Below are 26,331 nucleotides of genomic sequence, written 5' to 3'. Positions count from 1 at the left end.
GGAAGGTGTGCGCACACTCGTTTGCGCATTGCTGCGACGACCCTAGCCGGCTTCAACCGCCGGGTGCTGGCCGCGAGCCAGCTTCGCTGAGCCACCGCTAACGCGCTCAGCCACTTACCGATAGATTTCGGGTTTTCTGCCGTACAACTCGCATGGGCGAGGGCCGGTAAACTGCGTCTCTTTCCCTAAGTTTTTCCTTTTAAAATGACAATACGGGTTGCGACAGCAGCAGACACGCAGTACGCGGACCTGCTGTGTCAATGGTACATCGAATCGGCCAAGCAGCGGGGCACGGGCATCGCGAAGCGCGACCCTGAGTACGTGAAAGCTAAAATGCTGCAAGGCAACGCGGTTATCGCGTTTGTCGAGGGCGAGCTGGCCGGCTTCTGCTACATCGAAACCTTCGAGAGCGGCAAGTTCGTGGCCAACTCGGGCCTCGTGGTAAACACCGAGCTGCGCAAGCACGGCCTGGGCCGCGCCATCAAGCGCGAGGTGTTCCGGCTTTCGCGCACCAAGTACCCGGACGCCAAGATTTTCGGCATCACAACCAGCCTGGCCGTGATGAAAATCAACAGCGACCTGGGCTACAAGCCGGTCACGTTCTCAGAGCTTACGACCAGTGAGGATTTCTGGAAAGGCTGTAAGAGCTGCAAAAACTTCGGCATCCTGATGGAAAACGAGCGCAAAATGTGCCTCTGCACGGGCATGGTCTTCGACGATGTCACGGCGCCGCTGCCCGCCTCGGAAACCGAGGCTGAAACTCCTTCTTCGACTTCTACTCTTTCGGAATAATGAAAAAAAAGGCAATTGTAGCGTACAGCGGCGGGCTCGACACGTCGTATTGCGTAGTGAACCTCGTGCGCGAGCACGACCTGGAGGTGCACACTGTTATCGTAAACTCGGGCGGCTTTTCGGCCGAGGAGCTGGCCGCCATCGAAAAGCGTGCCTACGAGCTAGGCTCGGTGAAGCACGAGGTGATTGATATTACCCAGCGCTTTTACCACGATTGCCTGCGCTACCTGCTGTTTGGCAACGTGTTGAAGAACGACACCTACCCGTTGAGCGTAAGCGCCGAGCGCATGTTTCAGGCCCTGGCCATCGCCGAATACGCCAAGCGCGAGAACGCCGAGTACATTGTGCACGGCAGCACCGGCGCCGGCAACGACCAGGTGCGCTTCGACGTGGCTTTCGCCGTTATTTCGCCTGATACCGAGATTATCACGCCCATCCGCGACCAGAAGCTGTCGCGCCAGGCCGAGATTCAGTACTTGCAGGACCAGGGCTTCGAGATGAGCTGGGAAAAGGCTAAATACTCCATCAACCGGGGTATTTGGGGCACCAGCGTAGGCGGTGTCGAAACGTTGACTTCGCGCCAGGCTTTGCCCGAGAGCGCCTACCCTACCCAGCTTTCCAAAACCGAGCCTAGCCAGCTGGAAATCACCTTTGAAAAGGGTGAGCCGGTGGCCCTGAACGGCCAGCGCATGGACGCCGTATCGCTCATTCAGCAGATTAACGACCTAGCTGGCGCCTACGCCATCGGCCGCGATACGCACGTGGGCGACACTATTCTGGGCATCAAAGGCCGCGTGGGTTTTGAGGCGCCGGCGGCGCTGCTGCTCATCAAGGCGCACCATTTGCTGGAAAAGCACACGCTCTCGCGCTGGCAGCAACTGCACAAGGAGCCGGTAGCGACCTGGTACGGCACGCTGCTGCACGAGGCGCAATACCTCGACCCGGCTATGCGCGACTTTGAGGCCTTCCTTATCTCCTCGCAGGAGCGCGTGACGGGTACGGTGTTCGTGGAGTTACGCCCCTACCATTTTGAGCTGCTGGGTATTGAGTCGAAATACGACATGATGCAATCGAAAGTGGCGACGTATGGCGAGGAAAACAACGCTTGGGATTCGCGCGATGCGCGGGGCTTTATTAAGATTTTCGGTAATCAGCTGAAAATTCACGCTAGCCTCAACGATTAACCTCACCCCCTAGCCTCTCCTTGGGGAGAGGGGGAACTAGCTCTGGTTTTTAGTCTTAATTTTTAATCCCGCGCTGCCGTGGCTCCCCCTCTCCCCAAGGAGAGGGGGCCGGGGGGTGAGGTTAATCGTTGAGGGCGATTTAATCATGAACAACTATAAAATCACTGCCGGCATCGTGGGCGGCGCGGGCTACACAGCTGGCGAGTTGGTGCGCCTGCTGCTGCATCACCCGCAGGTCGAAATCGGCGCGGTTGTGAGTTCGACGCAGGCCGGGCAGCCGGTGCATACCGTGCACGAGGATTTGCTGGGCGACACGGATTTAGCATTTGCCAGCGAGTTGCGGGGCGATGAAAACGTGGTTTTCCTGTGCCTCGGCCACGGCCACTCGCGGGAGTGGCTGCTGAAAGCCAACCTGCCCGCCAGCACCAAAGTCATTGACCTGAGCAATGATTTTCGCCTGGCGGCCGACCGCGATGTAGCCAGCCGGCACTTCGTGTACGGCCTGCCGGAAATGAACCGCGAGCAGATTCGCACTGCCGACAGCATTGCCAATCCGGGCTGCTTTGCCTCGGCTATTCAACTGGCGCTGCTGCCCCTAGCGGCGGCCGGGCAGCTCCACGATGCCGTGCATGTCTCGGCCATTACGGGCAGCACCGGCGCGGGCCGGGGCCTCGTCGAAACGACGGGCTACACCTGGCGCACCGGCAACATTTCGACCTATAAAACCTTCACGCACCAGCACTTGGGCGAGATTGGCGAGACGCTGGTGGGCTTGCAGCCGGACTTCGATAAGCCGGTGCGGTTTATCCCCTACCGGGGCAATTTCACGCGGGGCATCTTCGCTTCGGTTTATACTACCTGCGAACTTTTAATACCAGAAGTACAAGAGTTGTACGCCGACTACTACCGTGATGCGCCATTCACGATAGTTTCGGACAAGGAAATTCACCTCAAACAGGTGGTGAACACCAACAAATGCCTGCTGCATGTGACCAAGCACGACGACCAAGTGCTCATCACTTCCGCGCTGGACAACCTGCTCAAAGGCGCATCGGGGCAGGCTATTCAGAATATGAACCTGATGTTTGGCTTGGAGGAAACGGCGGGATTGGGGATTAAGGCTTCATTTTTTTAACCTAGACCGTCCGCCATGCTGAGCTTGCCGAAGCATCTTGGCAGGTTCGTAACTATTGATTCATAAGCTTCACCAATGTCTGAGTACCCAAGCGTCAAAGACCCAAACCTTATAGGCACTTATCCGGCAGTCGTTGGAGGAGGTGGCGGTTACGTTTGGGATGATGTTTTGGAGTACCGAGTTTGGTGCCATCCGCACGATGGCGCACCAGACACCGAAAATGGCGATGATTATTACTACGTTTTCGAGACATATGAAGAAGCTCAGGAATTTTCACTCAAAAGCGCTGGCGCAGAGGAACCGCTAGCACTTGTCCTTCAAGAAGAATACATTGAAGAACCTGAGCCTGGCGAATTCATCCATAAGAAGGAACAACGCTTAACTGAGTGGTCGCCAAAATTTTTGAGCCGACCACGAAGAAGTGAGAATACTATTTCGAATTTCTTCGCTCCAAATGCACCGAGTAATCGGTTGGATATAATTAGAGGCTTGGCTTAGCTATTTCAACGAACCTGCCAAGATGCTTCACTGCGTTCAGCATAACGGTCTACTAAAAAGATAACCTCCTAATAACCATGAACCTCTTCGACGTTTATCCGCTCGTAAACATCACACCGGTGCGAGCGCTCGGCGCGACGCTTTGGGACGAGAACGGCCAGCAATACCTGGATTTTTACGGCGGCCACGCCGTGATTTCCATCGGCCACAGCCACCCGCACTACGTGCAGCGCGTGCAGGAGCAGGTGGCCAAAATCGGCTTCTACTCCAACTCGGTGAAAATTCCGATTCAGCAGGAGCTAGCCACGAAGCTGGGCGACTTGTCAGGCTACCCCGACTACACGCTGTTTCTGTGCAACTCGGGGGCCGAGGCCAACGAGAATGCGCTGAAACTGGCGTCGTTTCACACCGGCAAAAACCACGTCATTGCCTTCAAAGGAGCGTTTCACGGCCGCACCTCGGGCGCGGTGGCCGCCACCGACAACCCCAAAATCGTGGCACCATTCAACGCGGGACACGGCGTGAGCTTCGTGCCCTACGACCTCGCGGCTGTGGCGCAGGTGATGCAGACGCAGCCGGTGTGCGCCGTCATTATCGAGCCGATTCAGGGCGTGGGCGGCGTAGTGCTGCCGAGCGACGAGTTTTTGCAGGGGCTAGCGGCGCTGTGTGCGCAGCACGGCGTGGTGCTCATTGCCGACGAGGTACAGAGCGGCTACGGCCGCAGCGGCGAGTTTTTTGCGCACCAGCACGCGGGCATTCGGCCGGGCATCATCACCACGGCCAAGGGCATGGGCAATGGCTTCCCGATTGGTGGCGTGCTGATTTCGCCGGAGTTCAAGGCGTCGTATGGCTTGCTGGGCACCACGTTTGGCGGCAACCACCTGGCTTGCGCGGCGGGCCTGGCGGTGCTCGAGGTATTGGAGCAGGAAAACCTGGTGGCGCACGCGGCCGAACTGGGCGCGTACATCATGCAGGAATTGCGGGCGCACAGCCAGGCTACGGTAGTGCGCGGGCGCGGGCTGATGATTGGCGTGAAGTACGATTTCCCTATTAAGGAAATTCGTGATAAGCTAATGTTCGAGCATCACATCTTCGTGGGCAACGCCAGCGACCCGAACGTACTGCGCTTATTACCACCACTTAACATCACGAAGGCCGAGGCTGACCTATTTTTGCAGGCGCTATTCGCGCTGGAACCGGCTAAATTTGCGGTCGATAACACGGTAGTCGAGCAGGACTAACCCTCGTAATCCATCATGTTGAGCTTGCCAAATATCTTATCTCGCCAGAACAAGTCGTTCGAGCCTGATAAGATATTTGGCAAGCTCAACGTGTACAAAAGGCTTTGTGAATCAATCAAGTAGTGACCAACGGAGCACCGCTCCATTTTACACATAACCTAACAAGCGTGGAAAATACGAAGCTGGTAAAACTGGTATTAGCCGACGGTACCGAAATTGAAGGCAAGTCCTTCGGGGCCTACACGGCGTCGGCGGGCGAGGTCGTGTTCAGCACGGCCATGACGGGCTACCCCGAAAACCTGACCGACCCTTCCTTCCGGGGCCAGATTCTGGTACTGACCTACCCCATGGTGGGCAACTATGGCGTGCCAATGGAGCAGATTGAGCAAGATATTTCGAGTGCCCTCGAATCGAGCCAGGTGCATATCTCGGGCCTCGTGGTGTCGTATTATTCGGAGGAGTACAACCACTGGAACGCCTCGCAAAGCCTGAGCGAGTGGCTGGCCGCGCACGATATTCCGGGCATCTACGACGTAGATACGCGCTTCTTAACCAAGAAGCTGCGCGAAGAAGGCGCCATGCTCGGCAAAATCGTAACGCCCGACCACGACATTCCGCTGCACGACCCCAACGAGGATAACCTCGTGGCCCAGGTGAGCGTGGACGGCGTGAAGCGCTACGGCAGCGGCAAGCACAAAATCGTGCTGGTCGATTGCGGCGTGAAAAACAACATCATCCGCTGCCTGCTGGAACGCGACGTGGAGCTAACCCGCGTGCCCTGGGACTACGATTTCAACCAGCTCGACTACGACGGCCTATTCCTGAGCAACGGCCCCGGCGACCCCACCACCTGCGAAAAAACCATCGGCCACCTGCGCACCGCGCTGGCCGGCGACAAACCGATTTTTGGCATCTGCCTGGGCATTCAGCTCATGGGCCTGGCCTGCGGCGGCCGCACCTACAAGCTGAAATACGGCCATCGCAGCCACAACCAGCCCGTTCGCCAGCTCGGCACCAACAAGTGCTACGTGACCTCGCAAAACCACGGTTTCGCGGTGGATATGCAAAACCTGCCCGCCGAGTGGGAAGGCTTGTTTGAGAACCTGAACGACGGCACCTGCGAGGGTATCCGCCACAAAACCAAGCCATTCTTCGCGGTGCAGTTTCACCCCGAAGCCGCCGGCGGGCCAGTGGATACAGAGTATCTGTTTGACGACTTTTTGGCTTCGGTGGAGAAGTATAAGGCGGAGCAGCCAGCAGTATAAACAGAAGCAACAAGTAACGTCATGCTGAGCGGAGCGCAGCGAAGTCGAAGCATCTCTACCGCTTCGTTGTTATCTCTGGCTCAAAAGGCACTCAATTATGGAACTACAGAAAGTACGTATTTGGGCCGACGGTCGCACTGAGCCACCAATTGCGTCAGGAACAGAAATACTTCTTGTCCAAAATGGAACAGTAGAAGTAGGTCGGTTCGTGCTAGAAGCAGATGAGTACAGTGACTTTTTTATTGAGCATCCAAATAATGCTGAAGAATTGATTCCAGATGCATTAGCTGTTGTAAATCAAGAACTGCTTAAAACAGACGTTTCTGTAGTTCTCATTTGTCCGCGCAGCATTGCCGACAAAATGATTTGGTAGTCTAATTGACAACGCTAGCATGTACGTCTACATCCTAACCAATCCGACCAAAACCACGCTCTACGTCGGCGTTACCAGCGACCTTACGCGAAGGCTCTACGAGCATAGTAGTGGGCGCGGTGATGCCAGCAAATTCAGCGGAAAGTATCAGACGGACTTGTTGATGTATTTTGAAATATGCCCCGATGCTACGCAAGCCATAGCGCGGGAAAAGCAATTGAAAGGCTGGACACGACGAAAGAAAGACGCGCTAATTAATGCATTTAACCCTACTTGGGAAGCAATTGATTTAGAGACTTGGGCAGGTTGAAAGCAACGAAGCGGTAGAGATGCTTCGACTTCGCTGCGCTCCGCTCAGCATGACGATGCGGGGTTACTGCGCTACAAAAGTTATTTAATTTTTACACTCGCTTCCTTCTCTCTTAGAAGGCTTTAAGCAACCAATGAAAGACATCAAAAAAGTACTGGTTCTCGGCTCGGGCGCTCTGAAAATCGGCGAGGCGGGCGAATTTGATTATTCCGGTTCGCAGGCGCTGAAGGCGCTGAAGGAAGAAGGCATTACGACCATCCTGATTAATCCCAATATTGCCACCGTGCAAACGTCGGACAATATTGCCGACGATGTGTATTTTCTGCCCGTCACGCCGTATTTCGTCGAGGAGGTTATTAAGAAGGAAAAACCCGACGGCATTCTAGTGGCGTTTGGGGGGCAAACGGCGCTGAACTGCGCGGTGCAGCTCTACCGGAATAATATTTTCGAGAAGTACAATGTGCGCGTGCTCGGCACGCCGGTGCAGTCGATTATCGACACCGAGGACCGGGATATTTTCATTGACAAGCTCAATGAAATCGACGTAAAAACGGCCCGTAGTCGGGCCGTTACCACGATGGACGACGCCATTGCGGCGGGTCTGGAAATTGGTTTTCCGCTGATTATTCGGGCGGCATTTGCGCTGGGTGGTTTGGGCAGCGGCTTTGCCGATAACGAGGACGAGCTGCGGGCGCTGGCCGAGCGGGCGTTTGCGACTTCGAGCCAGATTTTGGTGGAAGAGTCGCTGAAGGGCTGGAAGGAAGTGGAGTACGAAGTGGTGCGCGACTGCTATGACAACTGCATCACGGTCTGCAACATGGAGAACTTCGACCCTATCGGTATTCATACCGGCGAGAGCATCGTGGTGGCCCCGTCGCAGACGCTCAGCAACCGCGAGTACCACAAACTGCGCCAGATTGGCATCAAGACCATTCGGCATTTGGGCATCGTGGGCGAGTGCAACATTCAGTACGCGCTCGACCCGGTTTCGGAGGATTACCGCGTAATTGAGGTGAATGCGCGTTTGTCGCGCTCATCGGCGCTGGCCTCGAAGGCGACGGGCTACCCGCTGGCCTTCGTGGCGGCCAAATTGGCGCTGGGCTACGGGCTGTTTGAGGTAAAAAACAGCGTGACGCAGACGACTTCGGCGCTGTTTGAGCCGGCGCTCGACTACGTGGTGGTGAAGCTGCCGCGCTGGGACCTAGGCAAGTTTGACGGCGTGACCCGGCAGATTGGCTCCAGCATGAAGAGCGTGGGCGAGGTAATGGCCATCGGACGCTCGTTTGAGGAAGCCATTCAGAAGGGCCTTCGGATGCTGGACACCGGCCGCCGCGGCTTTGTGGCTAACCGGCCCGAAGCACCCGTGACCAACGCCGAGGTAGACAAGCTGCTAAGCGACCCCAACGAAGAGCGTATTTTCGCTATCAACCAAGCATTTGAGTTGGGCTACACGGTGCAACAAATCCACGATTTAACCAAAATTGACCTGTGGTTTTTGCAGCGCCTGAGCACCATTTTTGAAATGGGCCAGCGGCTCCTGCCGCTCGGCGATGGCACGCTCGCTGATAAAGCGCTGCTGGCCGAAGCCAAGAAGTTGGGCTTCTCGGACATGCAGCTAGCCGCCAAGTTCTACGGCGAAAACGACTTGCGCAACAGCGAATTGCGCGTGCGCACGCTGCGGAAGTCGCTGGGCATTTTGCCGGTAATTAAACAGATTGATACCCTAGCGGCGGAGTTTCCAGCCAAGACTAATTACCTGTATCTCACTTACCACGGCACTGAGAACGACCTAGAGCCCGAAACAGAGAAGGCGGTGGCTGTGCTGGGCTCGGGCGTGTACCGCATCGGCAGCAGCGTGGAGTTTGACTGGTGCGGCGTGAACGCGGTGCAAACCGCCGCTGCCGAGGGCTACAAAACCATCGTTATCAACTACAACCCCGAAACCGTTTCGACCGACTACGACGTGAGCGACCGGCTGTATTTCGAGGAGCTGTCGTTTGAGCGGGTAATGGATATTCTGGATTTTGAGCAGCCGGGCGGGGTTATTCTCTCCACGGGTGGCCAGATTCCGAACAACCTCGCCATGCGCCTGCACCAGGAAAACGTGCCGGTGCTGGGCACCTCGCCCGAGCGCATCGACGAGGCCGAAAACCGCCACAAGTTCTCTAGTATCATGGACGAGTTGGGCGTGTCGCAGCCCCGCTGGAGCGAGCTTTCGACGTTGGAAGGCGTATTTGAGTTCGTGGGCAAGGTGGGCTTCCCGGTGCTCATCCGGCCGAGCTACGTACTGTCGGGCGCGGCTATGAACGTGGTTTCCAACAACGAAGAGCTGGAAAACTTCCTGCGCGTAGCCAAGGAAGTGAGCACCGAATACCCGGTGGTGGTATCGGAGTTCATCGAGGAAGCCAAGGAAATCGAGCTGGACGCGGTGGCCGACCACGGCGAAATCGTGAGCTACGCCATTTCGGAGCACGTCGAGTTTGCGGGCGTGCACTCGGGCGACGCCACCATGTATTACCCTCCCCAAAAGGTGTACGTGGAGACGGTGCGCCGTCTCAAAGCTATTGCCGAGAAAATTGCCAAGCGCTACGAAATCAGTGGGCCGTTCAACATCCAGTTTCTGGGTAAAAACAACGACCTGAAGGTTATCGAGTGCAACATCCGCGCCTCGCGCAGCTTTCCCTTCGTGTCGAAAGTATCGGGCAATAACCTGATTACCAAAGCCACGAAAGTGCTGCTAGGGGTGCCCGTGGAGCGCGATGCCAGCGAGCTGGTATATGATGCCAAGTTCGTGGGCGTCAAGGCTTCGCAGTTCTCTTTCACCCGCCTGGCCGGCGCCGACCCGGTGCTGACGGTGGACATGTCCTCAACCGGCGAAGTAGGCTGCCTGGGCGATACGGCGGCCGAGGCGCTACTCAAGTCGATGCTGTCGGTGGGCTACCGCATTCCCCAAAAATCGGTGCTGATTTCGGGCGGTCCCATCGCCTCGAAGGTGACGCTGCTGCCGGTGGCGAAGCTGCTGGCCGAGCGTGGCTTCACGCTTTACGCTACGGCGGGTACGCACAAGTTCTTGGCTGACATGGGGCTAGCCTCCACCCTCCTCCACTGGCCCGACAGCCAGGAGCAGCCCAACGTGCTCGACTACCTGCGGAATAAAGAAATTGAGATGGTCATCAACATCCCCAAAAACCTGACGAAGGGCGAGTTGGATAATGACTACAAGATTCGCCGCACGGCCGTCGATTTCAGCATCCCGCTGCTGACGAATGCGCGGTTGGCGAGCGCGTTTATCACTGCATTCTGCGAGCTGGAGATGAGTGATTTGAAGATTAAGAGCTGGAACGAGTATAAGGGGCAGTAATTCAGTCGTAATGTTTTATTAAATTGTTAAAAATATTCCTACTCATACGATTTTATTCAGCATTCTATTGCTTTATAAAATCGTATGAGTAGGAATCACCAGCTAAGACCAGGTGTTCTTCGTCTAACGATTCTAGTCGCCAAGCTTGGAAGTCACGGCCATTATTATCTCTCAATACTAGACTATCCTTTTTGAGATGTATTATAGCACATACACCGCATAAAGAGTCTGGACGACCGTCAGCAAAAATTCTATTTCCAAAATAAGCACTGTCGTGGATGATACGTAATTCAAGCTTACCATATAACTGCTCGTCACCATCATGAGTTAGCCAAACTCCTTGTATCTGCGAGAGGTCTTTAGGAGTTATAATTTCTTTGCCGGTCCATATTAAGAATAAGACGACTGTTATTCCTAATACTACCACTGCAACAAAAGTAAAAATCAGCCTGACAGCTTTAAATACTTTCCTTAGTACCGAAATTATATTTTTCATCTATCAAAATTAGAAATACCTTGGCTCTTTTATGTGGATTTTTCACCTCACCACGCGGTTGCTGTAAAAGCCTTAATAATTTCTATTGATAGCCAATTTTAGGAACGGCAGAAGTGGCGTTGGCTATGGCGGCTTGGTACTTGATAGACCAAAACAAGGTGTGAAGCCAGTTGGCTTCACACCTTGTTTTTTGTAGTTGCATAAAAGATGCGACAACTATAACGCTTAGCTACAACAGAGTATAAAACCTTACTCAAGGTACTAGCAACCAATACAGCAAGTAGCAGATTATCCCGCCCAGAATAGCAACTATCGCCCCTTTCACCCGCTTGTTTTTCAAAAAGAACAGCATTACCAGGCCGCTCAGGGAAACTAAGACTAAGAAGCCGGCCGAAAGGTCAATCAGCCAGCTCCAGCCGGGGCCGCTGTCGCGGCCCTTGTGCAGGTCGTTGAGCACGGCGAACAGGCCTAGCCGGGTTTCGGTTAGCTTGTAGGTGCCATCGTGCCGGTTAAGGAAGGCGTCGGCGCTGTAGCCGGGGCCTTTGAAGGAAACGGAGCACTGGTCGTCCTCTATCAGAAAATCGCTGACGGCACCCCGGATGGCGTGCCTGTTGCGCAGGGCTTCCACGATTTCCAGCTTTTTGATGCGGGCGGTGTCCGGAACGTTGACCCAGGCGGCGGGCACGGCACCCGTGAATTTATGTTCAACCTGTTGGCCGTCAAACCACTCGGCGTGGTTGAGGGTAAGGCCCGTAATGGAGAAAAACAGCACCACGAAAAACGTGAGCATCGACAGGTAGAGGTGCAGCCAGCGCGAAAACGAGGCCGTACGCTTTTTCCACACCTGTTTGGGCTTGCCGGGAGGGCTAGCCACGGATTTCAACTGCTCACTGGGGCTAGTCATTGGTTTTCTTACGATAGTCTACGGCGGCGGCGGCTACTTCGGGGTTAGCGGGCAGCTCGGCGCGCTGGGGCTTTTTGGTGTTGATTTCCTGGGTCAGCAGCTGGTGCGTGCCGTGCTCGCGGGCTACTTCAATGTTCAGGGTATAGGTGCCCTGGGGCACCAGGTTGCCTTTATCGTCTTTGCCATCCCACTTGAGGGTGTATTTGCCGGGCGCGCGGGTGGCGCTGGTTGTCGAGCTTAGATTGTTGGTATTGGCCGCAAACTGGTCGTAGTACGTTTCGTACCAGTAACGCATATCGTGCAGGTATTTGGGCTTGTTGTACCACAGCGCAATTTGCCGGACGGGCTTTTTCTTGCTGTCGACCACCCACACGGCCACGAAGGGCCGATGCACCCGCGCGCCTTCGGTGGTGGCTAGCTCCAGGTTGACGGCTACCTCGTAGCTAGGGTCCCAAAGCTTGTCCTTGGCCACGGGGGCAGTGTTTTTAATACTGGCTTGGGGGGCCGGCAGCTCCGCTTTTTTCCAGCCTGTGCTTTCGAGGCGGCGGCCATCGGCGGTGAGGAGCATATACTCGGCGCCGGGCACGGTAGCCACCAGGGCGGGGGCCTCCTCGGGGCTAAGTACGTTGAGGGCCGTGGCCAGGGCACCGGCATCGGTAGCCTTGTCGGCAATGACCGAGGCGCTGATGACGCCACCGGCGGGCTGGCCGGTGCGCGGGTCAATAATGTGCGAATACCACTGGCCATCAATCAATTCGCCCCGGCGGTAGTTGCCGCTGGTGGCGATGGTTTTATTTTGGAGCTGCACTTGCGCCACTGGCGCATCGTTCTCCGCGTCGGCTTTGGGGTTGCTGACATTTACCCGCTCGAGGTGCTCGCCGCGCACCACAATATCGCCGCCGATATTGAGCACCAGGCCCGACACGCCGGGCGTGGCCAGGGCCGCGTCGGCGGCCTTGCTCAGGATGTAGCTTTTGGCGAACGAGTTGAGCACCAGTGGCGCATCGCTCAGGCGCTGGGCGGTGTGGTTTTGAGCGTTCAGCACGTAGTGCGGCTGCTGCACGGCTTGCACGGCGGCGGCAATTTCGGCATCGGTGGGCCGGCGATTTTGGCGGGCGGCCTCGCGCCAGAGCTTGCTCACGGTTTCGGCCGAGGCATCGAGGGCGCCGTGGCTTTGCAGGCGCCACTGGTCGAACAGCGACAGTACTTCGTACAGCTCGGGCGACACGGCCACCGGCGCCTGGGGAGCGCGCAGCCAGCGGCTGAATTCGCTGCTGGCATCGTAGCCGCTGAGGATTTTATTGAGCCGGTCTACCTCTTGCAGCGCGGCGGCTTCGGCCTGGGTGGCGGCGGGCTCGGCCGCAGCGGCCAGCTTGATTTCCAGGGAAGTACCGAGCACATTTTCGTAGTCGGCCACGTAGAGCCGGCTAGCCCGGTGCGGCCGAAAAGTGGCGCTACCCAGCCCGAGCGTTAGCAATAACAAAATCGCCGGTTGGCGCAGGAAATTGACTTTCATGGTAAAGCGTGAAAAAGGCCGGCCGGCAAGCAGGCCAGGGCAATGGGATTGGGAAAGCAAAGAAGTTACCCAAAAAAGTAAACTCCGCTACATGCGCTTTAAACGGGCCGCAAACGCCGACCAACCAGTATTGCGACGGCTTGCCAGCGGCTGTGGTGAGGCGCGAATTGATAGTGGCTAAGTTGGGCACCCTAGCCAGGCGCGGAGGCCTTTTCGTGGTCTGCCACGCTGGCCAGCTACACGCGGCAGATGGAGCCGACGCAGCGGGACTTCTACGGCGCGACTAGTGCAAAAGCCAGGCCGGACCCGGATTTTTGCCGCCCTCCCCTCTTCAGCAGGGGCCAGGCCACGCGAGGGCTAGCGGCCGCCTTTCTTTTCCGTTATGCCGTTCTTGCGGCTTCATTTCTGACTTATGAAAAACTTTCTCTCCTTCGCCGATGCGGGCGACTATAAGACGCTCCTCAAGCAAGCCTTAGAAATCAAAAAAAATCCGTTTGGCTACCAACACGTTGGCAAAAACAAAACCGTTGGCCTGATATTTTTCAACCCTAGCCTGCGTACCCGCCTCAGCAGCCTGAAAGCGGCCTATAACCTCGGCGCGCAAGCCTGGGTGCTGAACGCCGGGGCCGACTCGTGGACGCTCGAAATGGCCGACGGCGCCGTGATGAACGGCTCGACGCAGGAGCATATCAAGGATGCCATCGCGGTGATGAGCCAGTACTGCGACGTGCTAGGGGTGCGCACTTTCCCGACGCTCAAAGACAAGGAGGCCGACTACAGCGAGGAGGTGCTGAGCAAGATTTTGCAGTACGCCACGGTGCCGGTTATCAGCCTCGAAAGCGCCACGCTGCACCCCTTGCAGTCGTTTGCCGACCTCATCACGGTGGCGGAAACCAAGAAAAAAGAGCGCGTGAAAGTGGTGCTGACCTGGGCGCCGCACGTGCGCGCGCTGCCGCAGTGCGTGCCCAACTCGTTTGCCGATTGGTTTTCGGAAATCGACTGGGTGGATTTTGTGATTACTCACCCCCACGGCTACGAGCTGGACCCCAAATTCACGAAGGGCGCGACTATCGAGTACGACCAGCGCAAGGCGCTGGAAGGCGCCGACTACGTGCAGGCCAAAAACTGGAGCAGCTACCGCGACTACGGCCAGGTGCTCAACAACGACCCTAGCTGGATGCTCACCACCGAGCACATGCGCCTCACCGACGACGCCAAATTCATCCACTGCCTGCCCGTGCGCCGCAACGTGGAAGTGTCCGACGAGGTACTCGACGCGCCGGGCTCGCTCATTATTCAGGAGGCGGGCAACCGGACTTTTTCGATGCAAACCGTGCTGCACGAGTTGTTAAAATAGGTTTTTTTGTCCTGACGATTTACCTCACCCCCCGGCCCCCTCTCCTTGGGGAGAGGGGGAGCCTGACGACTTTCGACGCAACATTACATTCGCTAACGGTCGGCTCCCCCTCTCCCTAAGGAGAGGGGGCCGGGGTGAGGTAAGGCGTCAGGACATGCCAGAATAACTAATGAACTCCGAAATCACTATTCGCCCCATTGCGCCCGGCGACAACGCGGCGCTGGCCCGCGCTGTGCGCGACACCCTAGCCGAGTTTGGCGCGGCCAAGCCTGGCACGGCCTACTACGACGAGGCCACCGACCACCTCTACGAGCTGTTCAGCCAAACACCCCGCAGCGCCTATTTCGTGGCTGAGCTGAACGGCGAGGTGCTGGGCGGCGGTGGCATTTTCTCCACCACCGGCCTGCCCGCCGATACCGTGGAGCTGGTGAAGCTCTACCTGCTGCCCGCCGCTAGGGGCCGGGGCGTGGGCAAGGCGCTGATTACCCACTGCTTCGAAGCTGCCCGCATTGCCGGCTACGCCCGCGTGTACCTCGAAACCACCGACGAGTTGACCCAGGCCATCCCGCTCTACGAGCGGCTGGGCTTCACGTACTTGCCCGCGCCACTGGGCAACAGCGGCCACTTTGGCTGCCAGATTTGGATGATTAAATCCGTTTGATTTTCCCTCTTGCCTGGGTGTAAGTCGCCTGTTGGGCTTCGCTAGCCGTCGCTTGCAAAGCCTAGCAGGCGTTTTTTTGTAGGAATGCAGCCCCTTGTTCCCATTCTATTCGCGGCCGTAGTCGGCATGGGCCACGCCTTCGAACCCGACCACCTGCTGGCCGTGAGCACCCTCGTGACGCGCCACGACCGGCTAGGTCCGGCCCTGCGCGATGGGCTGTTTTGGGGCCTGGGCCACACTACCATGCTGGTGCTGTTTGGGTCCGTTATCATCTTCAGCCGGGCCACCTGGCTGCACCCGGGCTATTTTGAAGTGGCCGTGGGCGTCATGCTCATTGGGCTAGGCATCAGCCGCTTGCTTGATAAGAATTCGTATCAGTCGTTTCAGCTGCCGAAGCAGCGGGTGGGCTTTGCCTACACCGTGGGGCTGGTGCACGGGCTAGCGGGCAGCGGGGCGCTGGTGCTGGCGGTGCTGAGCGCCATTGCGCAGCCGGCCTGGGCCGTGGCCTACATTCTGTTATTCGGCCTCGGCTCGGTACTGGGTATGCTGGTGGCGGTGAGCCTGATGCGCGTGCCGTTCACACTGCGCATGCGGCTGGGGCGGCAGCTGCGGGCGGCAGCAGTAGTGCTGTCGTCGGCGCTGAGCGTGGGCTATGGCGGGTGGCTGGTGTGGGTGAACGTGTGAGGCTCGTCGGGCGTGCTACCTCACCCCCCGGCCCCCTCTCCTGGGGGAGAGGGGGAGCCTGACGACTTTCCAATATAGACCCACGTCCGCTTGCGGTCGGCTCCCCCTCTCCCCCAGGAGAGGGGGCCGGGGGGTGAGGTTGAACGTCAGGCCGGCAGCCCCTACATTAGCGCCCAAACCCCTCCCCCATGCACCTCGCCCCCAAAGACCTCGACAAGCTGGTACTGCACCAGGCCGGCGTAGTGGCCCAGAAGCGCTACGCCCGCGGCCTGCGCCTCAACTACCCCGAGGCCGCCGCCCTGCTCGCCACCCAGCTGCTGGAGTTTATCCGCGACGGCGAATCGGTGGCTGCGCTCATGGACAAAGGCAAGCAACTACTGGGCCTCAATGACGTGCTGGAGGGCGTGGCCGACCTGCTGCACGAGGTGCAGGTAGAAGGCACCTTCCCCGATGGCACCAAGCTCGTGACCGTGCACCAGCCCATTTGCCGCGAGCACGGCGCGCCCGAGCTGGCGCTCTACGGCAGCGGCCTCAGCCGCACGGCCCCGACCGCCGCGCCGGTGCCCGCCGCCGTGCCGGGCGAGTACCTACTGGCCGACGGCGACATCATCCTGAACGAAAACCGCCCCGTTATCGAGCTGGAGGTGCTGAACCGGGGCGACCGGCCGGTACAGGTGGGCTCGCACTACCCCTTCTTCGAAACAAACGCGGGGCTGGACTTCGACCGGGCGGCGGCGTTTGGCTACCGGCTCCATATTCCGGCCGGCACGGCGGTGCGCTTCGAGCCGGGCGAGCGCAAGCGCGTGCAGCTAGTAGCGCTGGCCGGCGAGCGCCGCGTGTACGGCGGCAACGGCTGGATTGATGGCCCGCTCGATGAGGCCGGCAAGCAGCAGGCGCTAGAGAAGCTGGGGTAAAGCAGTTTAATATTTCGAATAGCTATGAAAATAAGTTTTTCATCTCTGATTTTGTGCGTCTTGCTAACAGAGTGCGCTTCATGGAAAAGCTCATTAGTATCTCAGGGCAGTCGCAATGAGGCTATCCAAAATGCTATTATTGATTTTACACATTCAGATAAATTATACCAAAAAGACAATCTATTTTGGGTGCATACAGTATCCATAAATGATAGCATATTAGCGGTCGGCATCTTTGGAACTTCGCATAAATTTCAGATTTATAAAGACAAGTCGAAATACGATTACAAGGCAATTCCAACAGGTTATTTACAGCAAAAAGACAAGATATTTTATTGGGATGATTCTACAAAGCAGGTAGACGAAAAGCTTGTGCGTTTACTTGCTAGCAAAAACCTCACTGATACCATCCCTGCTGGCCAATTCTATCATGTGCCTATTGGAGATGAGAGCAAGAAAGCTGCTAACTATTTCTTCTACAAAGGCAACTTAAAACGGTACAGGAGGGTGCATACTAGCTTAGCACTAGGCTATTATAAAGCGCCTAAGTTTAAGCACAAATAATTAGCCAACAAATAGATACCAACTATGTCCCTACCCCTTTCCCGGCAGGCGTATGCCGCTATGTATGGCCCGACCGTGGGCGACCGGGTGCGCCTGGGCGATACCGACCTGCTGCTGGAGGTCGAGCGCGACTATTGCGTGTATGGCGAGGAATGCAAGTTTGGCGGCGGCAAAACTCTGCGCGACGGCATGGGGCAGGCGGCCGGCATCGGGCAGGCCGATGCGCTCGACCTGCTGATTACCAACGCGCTGGTGCTCGACTACACCGGCGTGTACAAGGCTGATATTGGCATCAAGGGCGGGCGTATCGTGGGCATTGGCAAGGCGGGCAACCCGCACATCATGCCCGGCGTGGACCCGCGCCTGGTGGTGGGCGTGACCACCGAAGTGGTGGCCGGCGAGGGGCACATCCTCACGGCGGGCGGCATCGACTGCCACATCCACTTCATTTGCCCGCAGCAGATAACCGAGGCGCTGGCCTCGGGCGTGACCACGATGGTGGGCGGCGGCACTGGTCCGGCCGCTGGCACCACGGCTACCACCTGCACGCCGGGCGCGTTTTACATCGAAATGATGCTCAAGGCCACCGACGCCTTCCCCATGAACTTCGGGTTTTTGGGCAAGGGTAACTCCTCGAAGCCCGAGGGGCTGGCCGAGCAGGTGGAGGCCGGGGCGCTGGGCTTTAAGCTGCACGAAGACTGGGGCACCACCCCGGCCACGATTGATAACTGCCTGACTATCGCCGACCAGTACGACGTGCAGGTGTGCATCCACACCGATACGCTGAATGAGAGCGGCTTCGTCGAAAACTCGGTGGCGGCCTTCAAGGGGCGCACCATCCACTCGTACCACACGGAGGGTGCGGGCGGCGGGCACGCGCCCGACATCATCAAGATTTGCGGCGAGCCCAACGTCATTCCGTCGAGCACCAACCCCACGCGGCCGTTTACGGTGAACACGATTGATGAGCACCTCGACATGCTGCTCGTGTGCCACCACCTCGACAAGAACATCCCCGAGGACGTGGCCTTTGCCGAGAGCCGCATCCGCCCCGAAACCATTGCCGCCGAGGATATTCTGCACGACCTAGGCGCGCTGAGCATCATCAGCAGCGACTCGCAGGCCATGGGCCGGGTGGGCGAGGTCATCACCCGCACTTGGCAAACGGCCCACAAGATGCGCCAGCAGCGCGGTCCCCTACCCGAAGACGCCGGCGCCCCGCGCCCCAACGACAATTTCCGCGCCCGCCGCTACGTAGCCAAGTACACCATCAACCCCGCCCGCGCCCACGGCATGGCCGACGAAATCGGCTCCGTTGAAATAGGCAAGCTCGCCGATTTGGTACTTTGGAAGCCGGCCTTGTTCGGCTCGCGGCCGGAAATGATTCTGAAGGGCGGCGTAATCGTGCAGGCCCAAATGGGCGACCCGAATGCCTCCATCCCCACGCCGCAACCGTCGTTCTCGCGGCCCATGTTCGGGGCGTATGGCAAGGCTACGGGGCCGTGCTCTGTGGCGTTTGTATCGGGCGCTTCGGTGGAGAAGGTTTCTGCCGAATATGGCTTGAGTAAGCGTGTGCTGGCGGTGCAGGGCTGCCGCACGGTGGCCAAAAAGGACATGGCGCTGAACGACTACCTACCCAATATTTCGGTGGACCCGGAGACGTACCGGGTGATGGTGGACGGCGTGCACCTGACGTGCGAGCCGGCGCAGACGCTGCCGCTGGCGCAGCTCTATAATTTGTTCTAACGCCTTACCTCACCCCCCGGCCCCCTCTCCTTGGGGAGAGGGGGAGCCGACCGTCAGCGGATGTAAGCTCACATTGAAAAGTCGTCAGGCTCCCCCTCTCCCCAAGGAGAGGGGGCCGGGGGGGTGAGGTAAGGCGTCAGGGCAACAGCAATTTCAAATGCCGCTCAATATCCGCCAACACCTCCGGTAGCCGCTGCAATACCGCCTCATTACTATACCGCACCACCAAAAAACCAAGCTCCTGCAAGGCGTGCGTGCGCCCGCCATCGTACTCCGCTGCTTCCGACACTTGGTGAATTTCGCCATCAACTTCCACCACAAGCCAAGCCGACAGGCACACAAAATCCACGATATAGTCGGTAATGGCGTGTTGCCGCCGGAAGCGCGGGCCTAGCTGATTACCTCGCAGTGCCTGCCAGAGCTGCGCTTCCGCTAGGGTGGGCTGTCGGCGATTTTCACGGGCAAAGCCTTTCAGGTTCCTCCACCGTTGCCGGTCGGTGGTGAAGGTATGAATGGAGCTATCGCTAGGGCCGAGGTTTGCCATGAGGGCAAGATATACCTCAGTAACTATAATCTTACATCCGCAACCAGCTACTTTCGCCCCGTGCCGCACCTCGCCCGCCTGCTCCACCTCGCCGATTCGGCCTTGCCCACCGGCTCCTTCGCCTATTCCTACGGCCTGGAAAGCAGCCTTACGTTCGGCCTTATCACGACTGAAACCGAGTTTCGGGCCTACCTCTACTCTTTTTTGCAGCAGGCGATGGGGTTTGAGATTCCCTTCGTCACGGCGGCGGCGCAGGCCACTGGCAACGACCTCGAAGCGCTGCTTCTGGAGTACGACGCCCAGCTGCTCACCCCGGCCCTGCACCGGGCGAGCCTCACCCAGGGCAAAAACTGGCTCAAGCTGCTGGCCACCTTTTACCCCGAGGCGGGGCTAGCGGAAGTGGGCCGCGAGCTGGCTCGGCAGGAGCTACCCGCGCATTTTGTGCCGCTGTTCGGGTTGAGTTTGGGCAAAACGGGCTTTGCAGTGGCTGATATTCAGGCTACTTACCTGCACCTGACCTTGCGCGACCAGCTGAGCGCGGCCATTCGCCTGGGCTTTATCGGGCCGATGGCGGGGCACCGGCTACAACACGATTTTTACGAAATTTTTGAGAGTCTGCTGGATTCGGCCGATATTCGGCCCTACACCGAGGCTAGTCGTTGCACCTTATTACTCGAAGTAGCCCAAATCCTTCACGACGACATTTACTCGCGTCTCTTTCAGAATTAACCGCTTATGGCTTTCGTTGAGAAACTGGCGCTGCTGCTCCACGGCCATAGCCACGAGGTACTGGAGTCGCCCGGCGACTTTGCCGAGCGCGAAACCCGGCGCCTGCCGCCCTACCGCAACTTCCGCAAGCGGGCCTTTACGGTGGGCATTGGCGGGCCGGTGGGCACTGGTAAAACAGCTTTGCTCAAGGCGTTGTGCGAAAACCTGCGCGACGACTACCGGCTAGGGGTCGTCACCAACGACATCTTCACCCGCGAGGATGCCGAGTTTCTCATTCGCGAAAGCGCCCTCACCGCCGACCGTATTGTGGGCGTCGAAACCGGCGGCTGCCCCCACGCCGCCATCCGCGAGGATATTTCGCTGAACATGGACGCCCTCGAAGGCCTCATGCACAAGTTTGACAATCAGATTGATTACCTGTTTGTGGAAAGCGGCGGCGACAACCTGGCCGCCCACTTCAGCCGCGAGCTGGTCGATTACTCGATTTACGTCATCGACGTATCGGGTGGCGACAAGGTGCCGCGCAAGGGCGGGCCGGGTATCACGCAGGCCGACCTACTCGTTATCAATAAGATAGACCTGGCACCGCTGGTCAAGGCCGACCTGGGCGTGATGGAGCGCGACTCGCGCCGGATGCGCGGCGATGGCCCTTTTGTTTTTGCCCGCGCCTCCGATGGCTATAACTTAGCCGCCATTATCGAGCACATCCACGCGGCCAAAGCGCACGCGCTGGCCGCCGTGCGCGCCGACCGCCGCTAGCCTTACCGGCGCACGCTGAGCTTCAGCGTTGTATCTTACTCTGCGGTTAGCGCACCCACTGCGCCAGCCGCCCCGGCAACGGCCAGCTTTGCTAGCCCGCGCCTCTGCCCTCTCCCTCCCCTCCCCCACCCACTACGGATGCCGGTTTTCGGCACTAGCCTCGCTGTTTTCCAGAAAGCAGCTTGGGGCCAGCGCCGCGAAGCCGTGTCCGGCCCGGAAGTAGCGCGGACTTGCAGTTCGCGAGTAATTAATGCACCTAGCTGCGGACTGAAAGTTCGCGCTCGCCCAATTTCTACTTGATTTATGACCACGCCCACCCTCTACCGGCCCGAGTTTGAGCACGACTCCTGCGGCACGGGCTTTATTACGTACATCGACGGGCGCAAGAGCCACCAGATTGTGGACGACGCGCTCACCATGCTCGCCAACATGGAACACCGCGGCGCCTGCGGCTGCGACTCCGACTCGGGCGACGGCGCGGGTGTGCTCATTCAGCTGCCGCACTGGTTTTTGCTGGAGGAGTGCGTGAAGCACGGCATTCGGCTGCCCGAGCCGGGCGGCTACGGCGTGGGCATGCTGTTTTTGCCGAAGAAGGAAAAGCTGCGCGAGGCTTGCAAGCAGGTAATTGCGGGGGCAGCGCAGCGGCTGGGCATTCCGGTGCTGGGGTACCGGCCGGTGCCGGTGCGCACCGAGGGCATCGGCGTCACGGCGTTGTCGGCCGAGCCGGCAATCGAGCAGCTGGTGCTGGGGCGGCCGCTCGGGGCTGGCACGGAAGCCGACTTTGAGCGCAAGCTATACATCCTGCGCCGCTTGGTAGTCAATACGTTGCAGAAAGAAGTGCCGGCGGCGATGGAGGCCTTTTACTTTGCCTCGCTCTCGTGCCGCACCATCGTATACAAGGGCCAGCTGACGACTTTTCAAGTCGGCATGTATTATCCCGACCTGAGTGATGAGCGCGTGACATCGGCGTTCGGGCTGGTGCACTCGCGCTTTTCGACCAATACCATGCCTTCGTGGCGGCTGGCCCAGCCCTTCCGCTACCTGGCGCATAATGGGGAGATTAACACGCTGCGCGGCAACCTGAACTGGTTTTTTGCGGGCCTGCCCACCTACACCTCGCCCTACTTTTCGGCCGAGGAAATGGAAATGCTGCTGCCCGTTATCGACCCCTGGCAGTCGGACTCGGCCTGCCTCGACAACATTGTGGAGCTGCTCACGCACTGCGGGCGCTCGCTGCCTCACGTGCTGATGATGCTGGTGCCCGAAGCCTGGGACGGCAACGAGCAGATGGACCCGCTCAAAAAGGCGTTCTACGAGTTTCACGCCACGTTTATGGCGCCCTGGGACGGCCCAGCCGCCCTCAACTTCACCGATGGCACCCTAGTGGGCGCCATGCTCGACCGCAATGGGTTGCGGCCACTGCGCTACGCCATCACCAACGATGGCCGCGTGCTGGTGGCCTCCGAGGCCGGCGTGCTGCCGCTAGCCCCCGAAACTATCATCAAGAAGGGCCGCTTGCAGCCCGGCAAGATGTTCGTGGTGGATACTAAGGCCGGCCGCATCCTCACCGACCGTGAGATTAAGGCGCAAGCTGCGGGCCAACAGCCCTATGGCCAGTGGCTGGATAATTACCAGATTCGGCTCGAAGACCTGGCCGAGCCCCGCCTCACCTTCACCGACCTCGGCGCTGAGGCAGTACTCAAGTACCAGCAGGCTTTTGGCTACACCCGCGAGGACCTCGAAACCATCTTGGCCCCGATGGCGCTGGAAGGCAAGGAGCCCATCGGCTCGATGGGCGTGGATGTGCCGCTGGCTGTACTCTCCGACCAGCCGCAGCACTTGAGCAGCTACTTCAAGCAGTTTTTTGCGCAGGTCACCAACCCGCCCATCGACCCCATTCGGGAGCGGCTGGTGATGAGCCTGGCCACATTTATCGGCAACAACGGCAACATTCTGGATGAGGACCCGCGCCACTGCCACTGCGTGGCCGCTAGGCAGCCCATCCTCAGCAACCGCGAGCTGGAAAAGCTCCGCAGTATCGACACCGGCTCATTTCAGGCCAAGACGTTGCAAACGTATTTCAAGGCCGATGGCAAGCCCGGCGCCTTGCAGCGCGGCGTGGAGCGCCTGTGCCGCTACGCCGAAGACGCGGTGAACGACAGCTTCGAAGTGCTGATTCTGTCGGACCGCGCCATGGACTCGGAGCACGCCCCTATTCCGTCGCTGCTGGCGGTGTCGGCCGTGCATCACCACCTGATTAAGAAGGGGATGCGCGGCTCGGTGGGGCTGGTGGTGGAGGCCGGCGACGTGTGGGAAGTGCACCATTTTGCCTGCCTGCTCTCGTTTGGGGCCACGGCCGTGAACCCGTACCTGGCCCTGGCCACCATTCAGACGCGCCACGCGGCCGGGCTGCTAGGGGTCAATTTGCCCTACGAGAAGCTGGCCGCCAACTACATAAAGGCGGTGTGCGATGGCCTGCTCAAAATCTTCTCGAAGATGGGAATTTCGACCTTGCAGAGCTACCACGGTGCGCAGGTGTTTGAGATTCTGGGCCTTAACCAGGCTGTGGTGGACCAGTATTTCACCGGCGCCGTGACGCGCATTCAGGGCCTGGGGCTGGATGAAATTGCCAAGGAAACGCTCTACAAGCACCACCAGGGCTACAAGCAGGAAAGCACCGTGGGCCCCGAGCTGCTCGACGCGGGCGGCGTGTACCAGTGGCGCCGCCAGGGCGAGGCCCACATGTTCAACCCCGAAACGGTGCACCTGCTGCAACACGCCACCCGCACCGGCAACTACCAGACGTACAAGAAGTACGCGCAGCTGCTCAACGAGCACCCGAACCAACTCTTTACCATCCGGGGGCTGCTGGGCTTTGCCAGGCACCGGCCCAGCATCGGGCTCGAAGAAGTAGAGCCGGCCGAGAATATCATGAAGCGCTTTGCCACCGGCGCCATGTCGTTTGGCTCGATTTCGCACGAGGCGCACAGTACCCTGGCCATTGCAATGAACCGCATTGGCGGCAAAAGCAACACCGGCGAGGGCGGCGAAGACCCGCTCCGCTACGAGCACCTGGAGAACGGTGATTCGATGCGCTCGGCCATCAAGCAGATTGCCTCGGCCCGCTTCGGCGTCACGGCGCACTATCTCACCAACGCCGACGAGTTGCAAATCAAGATGGCCCAGGGCGCAAAGCCCGGCGAAGGCGGCCAACTCCCTGGCCACAAGGTAGATGACTGGATTGCCAAGGTGCGCCACGCCACGCCCGGCGTGGGCTTGATTTCGCCGCCGCCGCACCACGACATCTACTCCATCGAGGACCTAGCGCAGCTCATTTTCGACCTCAAAAACGCCAACCGCGCCGCCCGCATCAACGTGAAGCTGGTGAGCAAGGCGGGCGTGGGGACCATCGCGGCGGGCGTAGCCAAGGCGCACGCCGACGTGATTCTCATCTCGGGCTACGACGGTGGCACGGGCGCCTCGCCGCTCAGCAGTATCCGCCACGCCGGCCTGCCCTGGGAGCTAGGCCTAGCCGAGGCGCAGCAAACGCTGCTCCGTAGCCAGCTCCGTAGCCGCGTGGTGCTGCAAGCCGATGGCCAGATGAAAACCGGCCGCGACCTCGCCGTGGCCGCTCTGCTAGGGGCCGAAGAGTTTGGCGTAGCCACGGCCGCACTCATCGCGGGCGGCTGCATCATGATGCGCAAGTGCCACCTCAATACCTGCCCGGTGGGCGTCGCTACCCAAGACCCTGAATTGCGTAAGCTGTTCAGCGGCAAGGCCGAGCACATCGTCAACCTCTTCCACTTCCTGGCCGAAGAGCTGCGCGAAATCATGGCCGAGCTGGGCTTCCGCACCATTAATGAGATGGTGGGCCGCAGCGAATTCCTGAAAGTGAATCCCGAGGCTGGCCACTGGAAGGCCAAGCTCATCGACCTCGATGCGGTGCTGACGCCCGCCCCAAATATCTCGGGCGGCACCTTATATAACAGCGAAAGCCAGGACCACGGCATCGCCGAAGTGCTTGACTGGCAGCTATTGGAACACGCTCAGCCCGCGCTGGAGCGTCAGGAAGCCGTAACGGCCGAATTCGACGTGAAGAATACCGACCGCACCATTGGCACGCTGCTCTCGAATGAGATTGCCAAGCGCTACCACTCGACCGGCCTGCCCGCCGATACCATTCGCTACAAGTTCACCGGCTCGGCCGGGCAGAGCTTCGGCGCGTTCTCGGCTAGCGGCCTCACCTTCAAGCTTGAAGGCGAAGCCAATGACTACGTGGGCAAGGGCCTGAGCGGCGCGCGGCTAGCCATCTTCCCGCCCGCCACCAGCACCTTCACCCCCGAGAATAACATCCTCATTGGCAACGTAGCGCTCTACGGCGCGACTTCGGGCGAACTCTACGTGCGCGGTAAGGCCGGCGAGCGCTTCGCAGTCCGCAACTCGGGCGCTACGGCGGTAGTCGAGGGGGTAGGCGACCACGGCTGCGAGTACATGACGGGAGGACGCGTACTGGTGCTGGGCGGCACGGGCCGCAACTTCGCCGCTGGCATGAGCGGCGGGCTAGCCTGGATTTATGACCCTAGCGGCCAGTTCCCGACTAACTGCAACCCCGACATGGTGGCCCTCGAAGGCCTGACCGAAACCGACGAAACTGAGATTCAAACGCTGCTGAAGCAACACCACGAGCTGACGGGCAGCCACTTGGCTAACTTCCTGCTGGGCAACTGGGAGGAAGAAGCGGGGCGGTTTGTGAAGGTATTCCCGCTGGAGTACAAGCGGGTGCTGGAGAAGGCGGTGGCGCGGTAGCCCCACCCCCCGGCCCCCTCCCCTGCGGGGGAGGGGGAGCCACTGCGGCGCAGTTTGTATTTTGGCTTATTTACCTTTTATGAAAGCTTTACTAATTCACTTTTATGAAAGCTTTACTAATTCAATTGATGCTTGTAACATCTGCTGTTGCGCTAGCACAATCAGCTTCTCAAATCCCACTACAAAGCTCTATTAACCCACATGGCTTTTTCTTAGCAAATAAGGCTATATTTTATCGGCAATTACGTGATACTTTGAGTGGTAAAGGCCGTCGCTTGCAGGCAGGAAACACCATCGTTCTTGTGCAGCAGTACCCATATCCATACCCTCGCTACCTTAAGGTAGTGCGAGGTAACTCTAATGGAACGAGCTATTCCAGAGATACGAAATCTTACCTCCTACCCGCGTCGGCTTTAAAAGGAGCTAAGATGTTTGTACTCATATAGCACTCAAATACAAGCACCTAGTATCAAGTTTCAAACTTAAAACAAA

General features: G+C 58.6%; 23 protein-coding genes. 19 read left to right on the top strand and 4 right to left on the bottom strand.

Going from position 1 to position 26,331, the window contains the following annotated elements; all coding sequences use genetic code 11:
- Positions 1–204 precede the first annotated feature (204 nt).
- The 9 genes from Q5H89_RS14490 to carB all read left to right on the top strand — a co-directional run bounded on the left by Q5H89_RS14490 (position 205) and on the right by carB (position 10,159).
- Entirely contained in the window at positions 205–792 is a 588-nt protein-coding gene (locus Q5H89_RS14490) for a GNAT family N-acetyltransferase (protein WP_305020054.1), read from the top strand.
- Positions 792–1,976, top strand: coding sequence for an argininosuccinate synthase (argG, locus tag Q5H89_RS14485; protein ID WP_305020053.1), 1,185 nt, complete (start codon positions 792–794; stop codon positions 1,974–1,976). Before Q5H89_RS14490 ends, argG begins: the two co-directional genes overlap by 1 nt.
- 145 nt (positions 1,977–2,121) lie before the next feature.
- On the top strand, positions 2,122–3,111 hold the full coding sequence (gene argC, locus Q5H89_RS14480) for an N-acetyl-gamma-glutamyl-phosphate reductase (protein ID WP_305020052.1): 990 nt from the start codon (positions 2,122–2,124) through the stop codon (positions 3,109–3,111).
- Between the two features lie 75 nt (positions 3,112–3,186).
- Positions 3,187–3,609, top strand: a complete 423-nt coding sequence (locus Q5H89_RS14475) for a hypothetical protein (RefSeq protein WP_305020051.1) — start codon at positions 3,187–3,189, stop codon at positions 3,607–3,609.
- Positions 3,610–3,686: 77 nt separating this feature from the next.
- The gene (locus Q5H89_RS14470) at positions 3,687–4,850 is read left to right on the top strand and encodes an aspartate aminotransferase family protein (RefSeq protein ID WP_305020050.1); all 1,164 of its coding nucleotides are present in this window, start codon (positions 3,687–3,689) and stop codon (positions 4,848–4,850) included.
- A gap of 167 nt (positions 4,851–5,017) precedes the next feature.
- Positions 5,018–6,115 carry a glutamine-hydrolyzing carbamoyl-phosphate synthase small subunit gene (gene carA, locus Q5H89_RS14465; RefSeq protein ID WP_305020049.1) on the top strand — a complete coding sequence of 366 codons (1,098 nt, stop codon included), beginning with the start codon at positions 5,018–5,020 and terminating at the stop codon, positions 6,113–6,115.
- Between the two features lie 97 nt (positions 6,116–6,212).
- Positions 6,213–6,488 (top strand): hypothetical protein, encoded by a 276-nt coding sequence (locus Q5H89_RS14460; RefSeq protein ID WP_305020048.1) that lies wholly within the window; start codon positions 6,213–6,215, stop codon positions 6,486–6,488.
- A 19-nt stretch (positions 6,489–6,507) separates the two neighbouring features.
- Entirely contained in the window at positions 6,508–6,798 is a 291-nt protein-coding gene (locus Q5H89_RS14455) for a GIY-YIG nuclease family protein (RefSeq protein ID WP_305020047.1), read from the top strand.
- Positions 6,799–6,931: 133 nt separating this feature from the next.
- A complete protein-coding gene (carB, locus tag Q5H89_RS14450) occupies positions 6,932–10,159 on the top strand; it encodes a carbamoyl-phosphate synthase (glutamine-hydrolyzing) large subunit (protein ID WP_305020046.1) in 3,228 nt (1,075 codons plus the stop codon).
- A gap of 64 nt (positions 10,160–10,223) precedes the next feature.
- Here carB and Q5H89_RS14445 read toward each other — a convergent pair whose 3' ends face one another.
- The 3 genes from Q5H89_RS14445 to Q5H89_RS14435 form a co-directional block, all read right to left on the bottom strand.
- Positions 10,224–10,655 carry a hypothetical protein gene (locus Q5H89_RS14445; protein WP_305020045.1) on the bottom strand — a complete coding sequence of 144 codons (432 nt, stop codon included), beginning with the start codon at positions 10,653–10,655 and terminating at the stop codon, positions 10,224–10,226.
- 253 nt (positions 10,656–10,908) lie between these two features.
- A complete protein-coding gene (locus Q5H89_RS14440) occupies positions 10,909–11,559 on the bottom strand; it encodes a PepSY-associated TM helix domain-containing protein (protein ID WP_305020044.1) in 651 nt (216 codons plus the stop codon).
- Positions 11,552–13,075 (bottom strand): DUF2271 domain-containing protein, encoded by a 1,524-nt coding sequence (locus Q5H89_RS14435; RefSeq protein WP_305020043.1) that lies wholly within the window; start codon positions 13,073–13,075, stop codon positions 11,552–11,554. The genes Q5H89_RS14440 and Q5H89_RS14435 overlap by 8 nt, the downstream gene beginning before the upstream one ends.
- A 412-nt stretch (positions 13,076–13,487) precedes the next feature.
- Here Q5H89_RS14435 and Q5H89_RS14430 point away from each other — a divergent pair, with 412 nt between their 5' ends.
- The 6 genes from Q5H89_RS14430 (at position 13,488) to ureC (ending at position 19,001) form a co-directional block, all read left to right on the top strand.
- The gene (locus tag Q5H89_RS14430) at positions 13,488–14,432 is read left to right on the top strand and encodes an acetylornithine carbamoyltransferase (protein WP_305020042.1); all 945 of its coding nucleotides are present in this window, start codon (positions 13,488–13,490) and stop codon (positions 14,430–14,432) included.
- A 169-nt stretch (positions 14,433–14,601) separates the two neighbouring features.
- Complete coding sequence (locus Q5H89_RS14425) at positions 14,602–15,093, top strand: GNAT family N-acetyltransferase (RefSeq protein WP_305020041.1); 492 nt, start codon at positions 14,602–14,604, stop codon at positions 15,091–15,093.
- Between the two features lie 84 nt (positions 15,094–15,177).
- Positions 15,178–15,777, top strand: a complete 600-nt coding sequence (locus Q5H89_RS14420; RefSeq protein ID WP_305020040.1) for an urease accessory protein — start codon at positions 15,178–15,180, stop codon at positions 15,775–15,777.
- Positions 15,778–15,965: 188 nt separating this feature from the next.
- A complete protein-coding gene (locus tag Q5H89_RS14415) occupies positions 15,966–16,691 on the top strand; it encodes an urease subunit beta (protein ID WP_305020039.1) in 726 nt (241 codons plus the stop codon).
- 24 nt (positions 16,692–16,715) lie between these two features.
- Positions 16,716–17,255 carry a hypothetical protein gene (locus Q5H89_RS14410; RefSeq protein WP_305020038.1) on the top strand — a complete coding sequence of 180 codons (540 nt, stop codon included), beginning with the start codon at positions 16,716–16,718 and terminating at the stop codon, positions 17,253–17,255.
- Positions 17,256–17,279: 24 nt separating this feature from the next.
- Positions 17,280–19,001 (top strand): urease subunit alpha, encoded by a 1,722-nt coding sequence (gene ureC / locus Q5H89_RS14405; RefSeq protein ID WP_305020037.1) that lies wholly within the window; start codon positions 17,280–17,282, stop codon positions 18,999–19,001.
- Between the two features lie 136 nt (positions 19,002–19,137).
- Here the strand turns inward: ureC and Q5H89_RS14400 are convergent, their stop codons facing one another.
- Positions 19,138–19,545, bottom strand: a complete 408-nt coding sequence (locus Q5H89_RS14400; protein WP_305020036.1) for an endonuclease domain-containing protein — start codon at positions 19,543–19,545, stop codon at positions 19,138–19,140.
- Between the two features lie 60 nt (positions 19,546–19,605).
- Here Q5H89_RS14400 and Q5H89_RS14395 point away from each other — a divergent pair, with 60 nt between their 5' ends.
- The 4 genes from Q5H89_RS14395 (at position 19,606) to Q5H89_RS14380 (ending at position 26,285) form a co-directional block, all read left to right on the top strand.
- A complete protein-coding gene (locus Q5H89_RS14395; protein WP_305020035.1) occupies positions 19,606–20,274 on the top strand; it encodes an urease accessory protein UreF in 669 nt (222 codons plus the stop codon).
- A gap of 6 nt (positions 20,275–20,280) precedes the next feature.
- On the top strand, positions 20,281–21,033 hold the full coding sequence (ureG, locus tag Q5H89_RS14390) for an urease accessory protein UreG (protein WP_305020034.1): 753 nt from the start codon (positions 20,281–20,283) through the stop codon (positions 21,031–21,033).
- Positions 21,034–21,336: 303 nt separating this feature from the next.
- Positions 21,337–25,839 (top strand): glutamate synthase large subunit, encoded by a 4,503-nt coding sequence (gene gltB / locus Q5H89_RS14385; protein WP_305020033.1) that lies wholly within the window; start codon positions 21,337–21,339, stop codon positions 25,837–25,839.
- Positions 25,840–25,943: 104 nt separating this feature from the next.
- Complete coding sequence (locus tag Q5H89_RS14380) at positions 25,944–26,285, top strand: hypothetical protein (RefSeq protein ID WP_305020032.1); 342 nt, start codon at positions 25,944–25,946, stop codon at positions 26,283–26,285.
- The last annotated feature ends 46 nt before the right edge of the window (positions 26,286–26,331 follow it).

The sequence above is a fragment of the Hymenobacter cheonanensis genome (assembly GCF_030581075.1).
Classification (GTDB): Bacteria; Bacteroidota; Bacteroidia; order Cytophagales; family Hymenobacteraceae; genus Hymenobacter.
The sequence above is the reverse complement of the archived record's forward strand: the minus strand, read 5'-3'. Positions and strand labels throughout refer to the sequence as shown.

What these genes read in the sequence shown, in the direction of transcription:
- Q5H89_RS14415 (WP_305020039.1), top strand. Translation starts at nt 15,966, where the DNA reads ATGCACCTCGCCCCCAAAGACCTCGACAAGCTGGTACTGCACCAGGCC.
- Q5H89_RS14440 (WP_305020044.1), bottom strand. Translation starts at nt 11,559, where the DNA reads ATGACTAGCCCCAGTGAGCAGTTGAAATCCGTGGCTAGCCCTCCCGGC.
- Q5H89_RS14455 (WP_305020047.1), top strand. Translation starts at nt 6,508, where the DNA reads ATGTACGTCTACATCCTAACCAATCCGACCAAAACCACGCTCTACGTC.
- Q5H89_RS14420 (WP_305020040.1), top strand. Translation starts at nt 15,178, where the DNA reads ATGCAGCCCCTTGTTCCCATTCTATTCGCGGCCGTAGTCGGCATGGGC.
- Q5H89_RS14400 (WP_305020036.1), bottom strand. Translation starts at nt 19,545, where the DNA reads ATGGCAAACCTCGGCCCTAGCGATAGCTCCATTCATACCTTCACCACC.
- Q5H89_RS14435 (WP_305020043.1), bottom strand. Translation starts at nt 13,075, where the DNA reads ATGAAAGTCAATTTCCTGCGCCAACCGGCGATTTTGTTATTGCTAACG.
- argG (WP_305020053.1), top strand. Translation starts at nt 792, where the DNA reads ATGAAAAAAAAGGCAATTGTAGCGTACAGCGGCGGGCTCGACACGTCG.
- Q5H89_RS14475 (WP_305020051.1), top strand. Translation starts at nt 3,187, where the DNA reads ATGTCTGAGTACCCAAGCGTCAAAGACCCAAACCTTATAGGCACTTAT.
- Q5H89_RS14490 (WP_305020054.1), top strand. Translation starts at nt 205, where the DNA reads ATGACAATACGGGTTGCGACAGCAGCAGACACGCAGTACGCGGACCTG.
- Q5H89_RS14425 (WP_305020041.1), top strand. Translation starts at nt 14,602, where the DNA reads ATGAACTCCGAAATCACTATTCGCCCCATTGCGCCCGGCGACAACGCG.
- argC (WP_305020052.1), top strand. Translation starts at nt 2,122, where the DNA reads ATGAACAACTATAAAATCACTGCCGGCATCGTGGGCGGCGCGGGCTAC.
- Q5H89_RS14470 (WP_305020050.1), top strand. Translation starts at nt 3,687, where the DNA reads ATGAACCTCTTCGACGTTTATCCGCTCGTAAACATCACACCGGTGCGA.
- ureC (WP_305020037.1), top strand. Translation starts at nt 17,280, where the DNA reads ATGTCCCTACCCCTTTCCCGGCAGGCGTATGCCGCTATGTATGGCCCG.
- gltB (WP_305020033.1), top strand. Translation starts at nt 21,337, where the DNA reads ATGACCACGCCCACCCTCTACCGGCCCGAGTTTGAGCACGACTCCTGC.
- Q5H89_RS14460 (WP_305020048.1), top strand. Translation starts at nt 6,213, where the DNA reads ATGGAACTACAGAAAGTACGTATTTGGGCCGACGGTCGCACTGAGCCA.
- Q5H89_RS14430 (WP_305020042.1), top strand. Translation starts at nt 13,488, where the DNA reads ATGAAAAACTTTCTCTCCTTCGCCGATGCGGGCGACTATAAGACGCTC.
- carB (WP_305020046.1), top strand. Translation starts at nt 6,932, where the DNA reads ATGAAAGACATCAAAAAAGTACTGGTTCTCGGCTCGGGCGCTCTGAAA.
- ureG (WP_305020034.1), top strand. Translation starts at nt 20,281, where the DNA reads ATGGCTTTCGTTGAGAAACTGGCGCTGCTGCTCCACGGCCATAGCCAC.
- Q5H89_RS14380 (WP_305020032.1), top strand. Translation starts at nt 25,944, where the DNA reads ATGAAAGCTTTACTAATTCAATTGATGCTTGTAACATCTGCTGTTGCG.
- Q5H89_RS14410 (WP_305020038.1), top strand. Translation starts at nt 16,716, where the DNA reads ATGAAAATAAGTTTTTCATCTCTGATTTTGTGCGTCTTGCTAACAGAG.
- Q5H89_RS14445 (WP_305020045.1), bottom strand. Translation starts at nt 10,655, where the DNA reads ATGAAAAATATAATTTCGGTACTAAGGAAAGTATTTAAAGCTGTCAGG.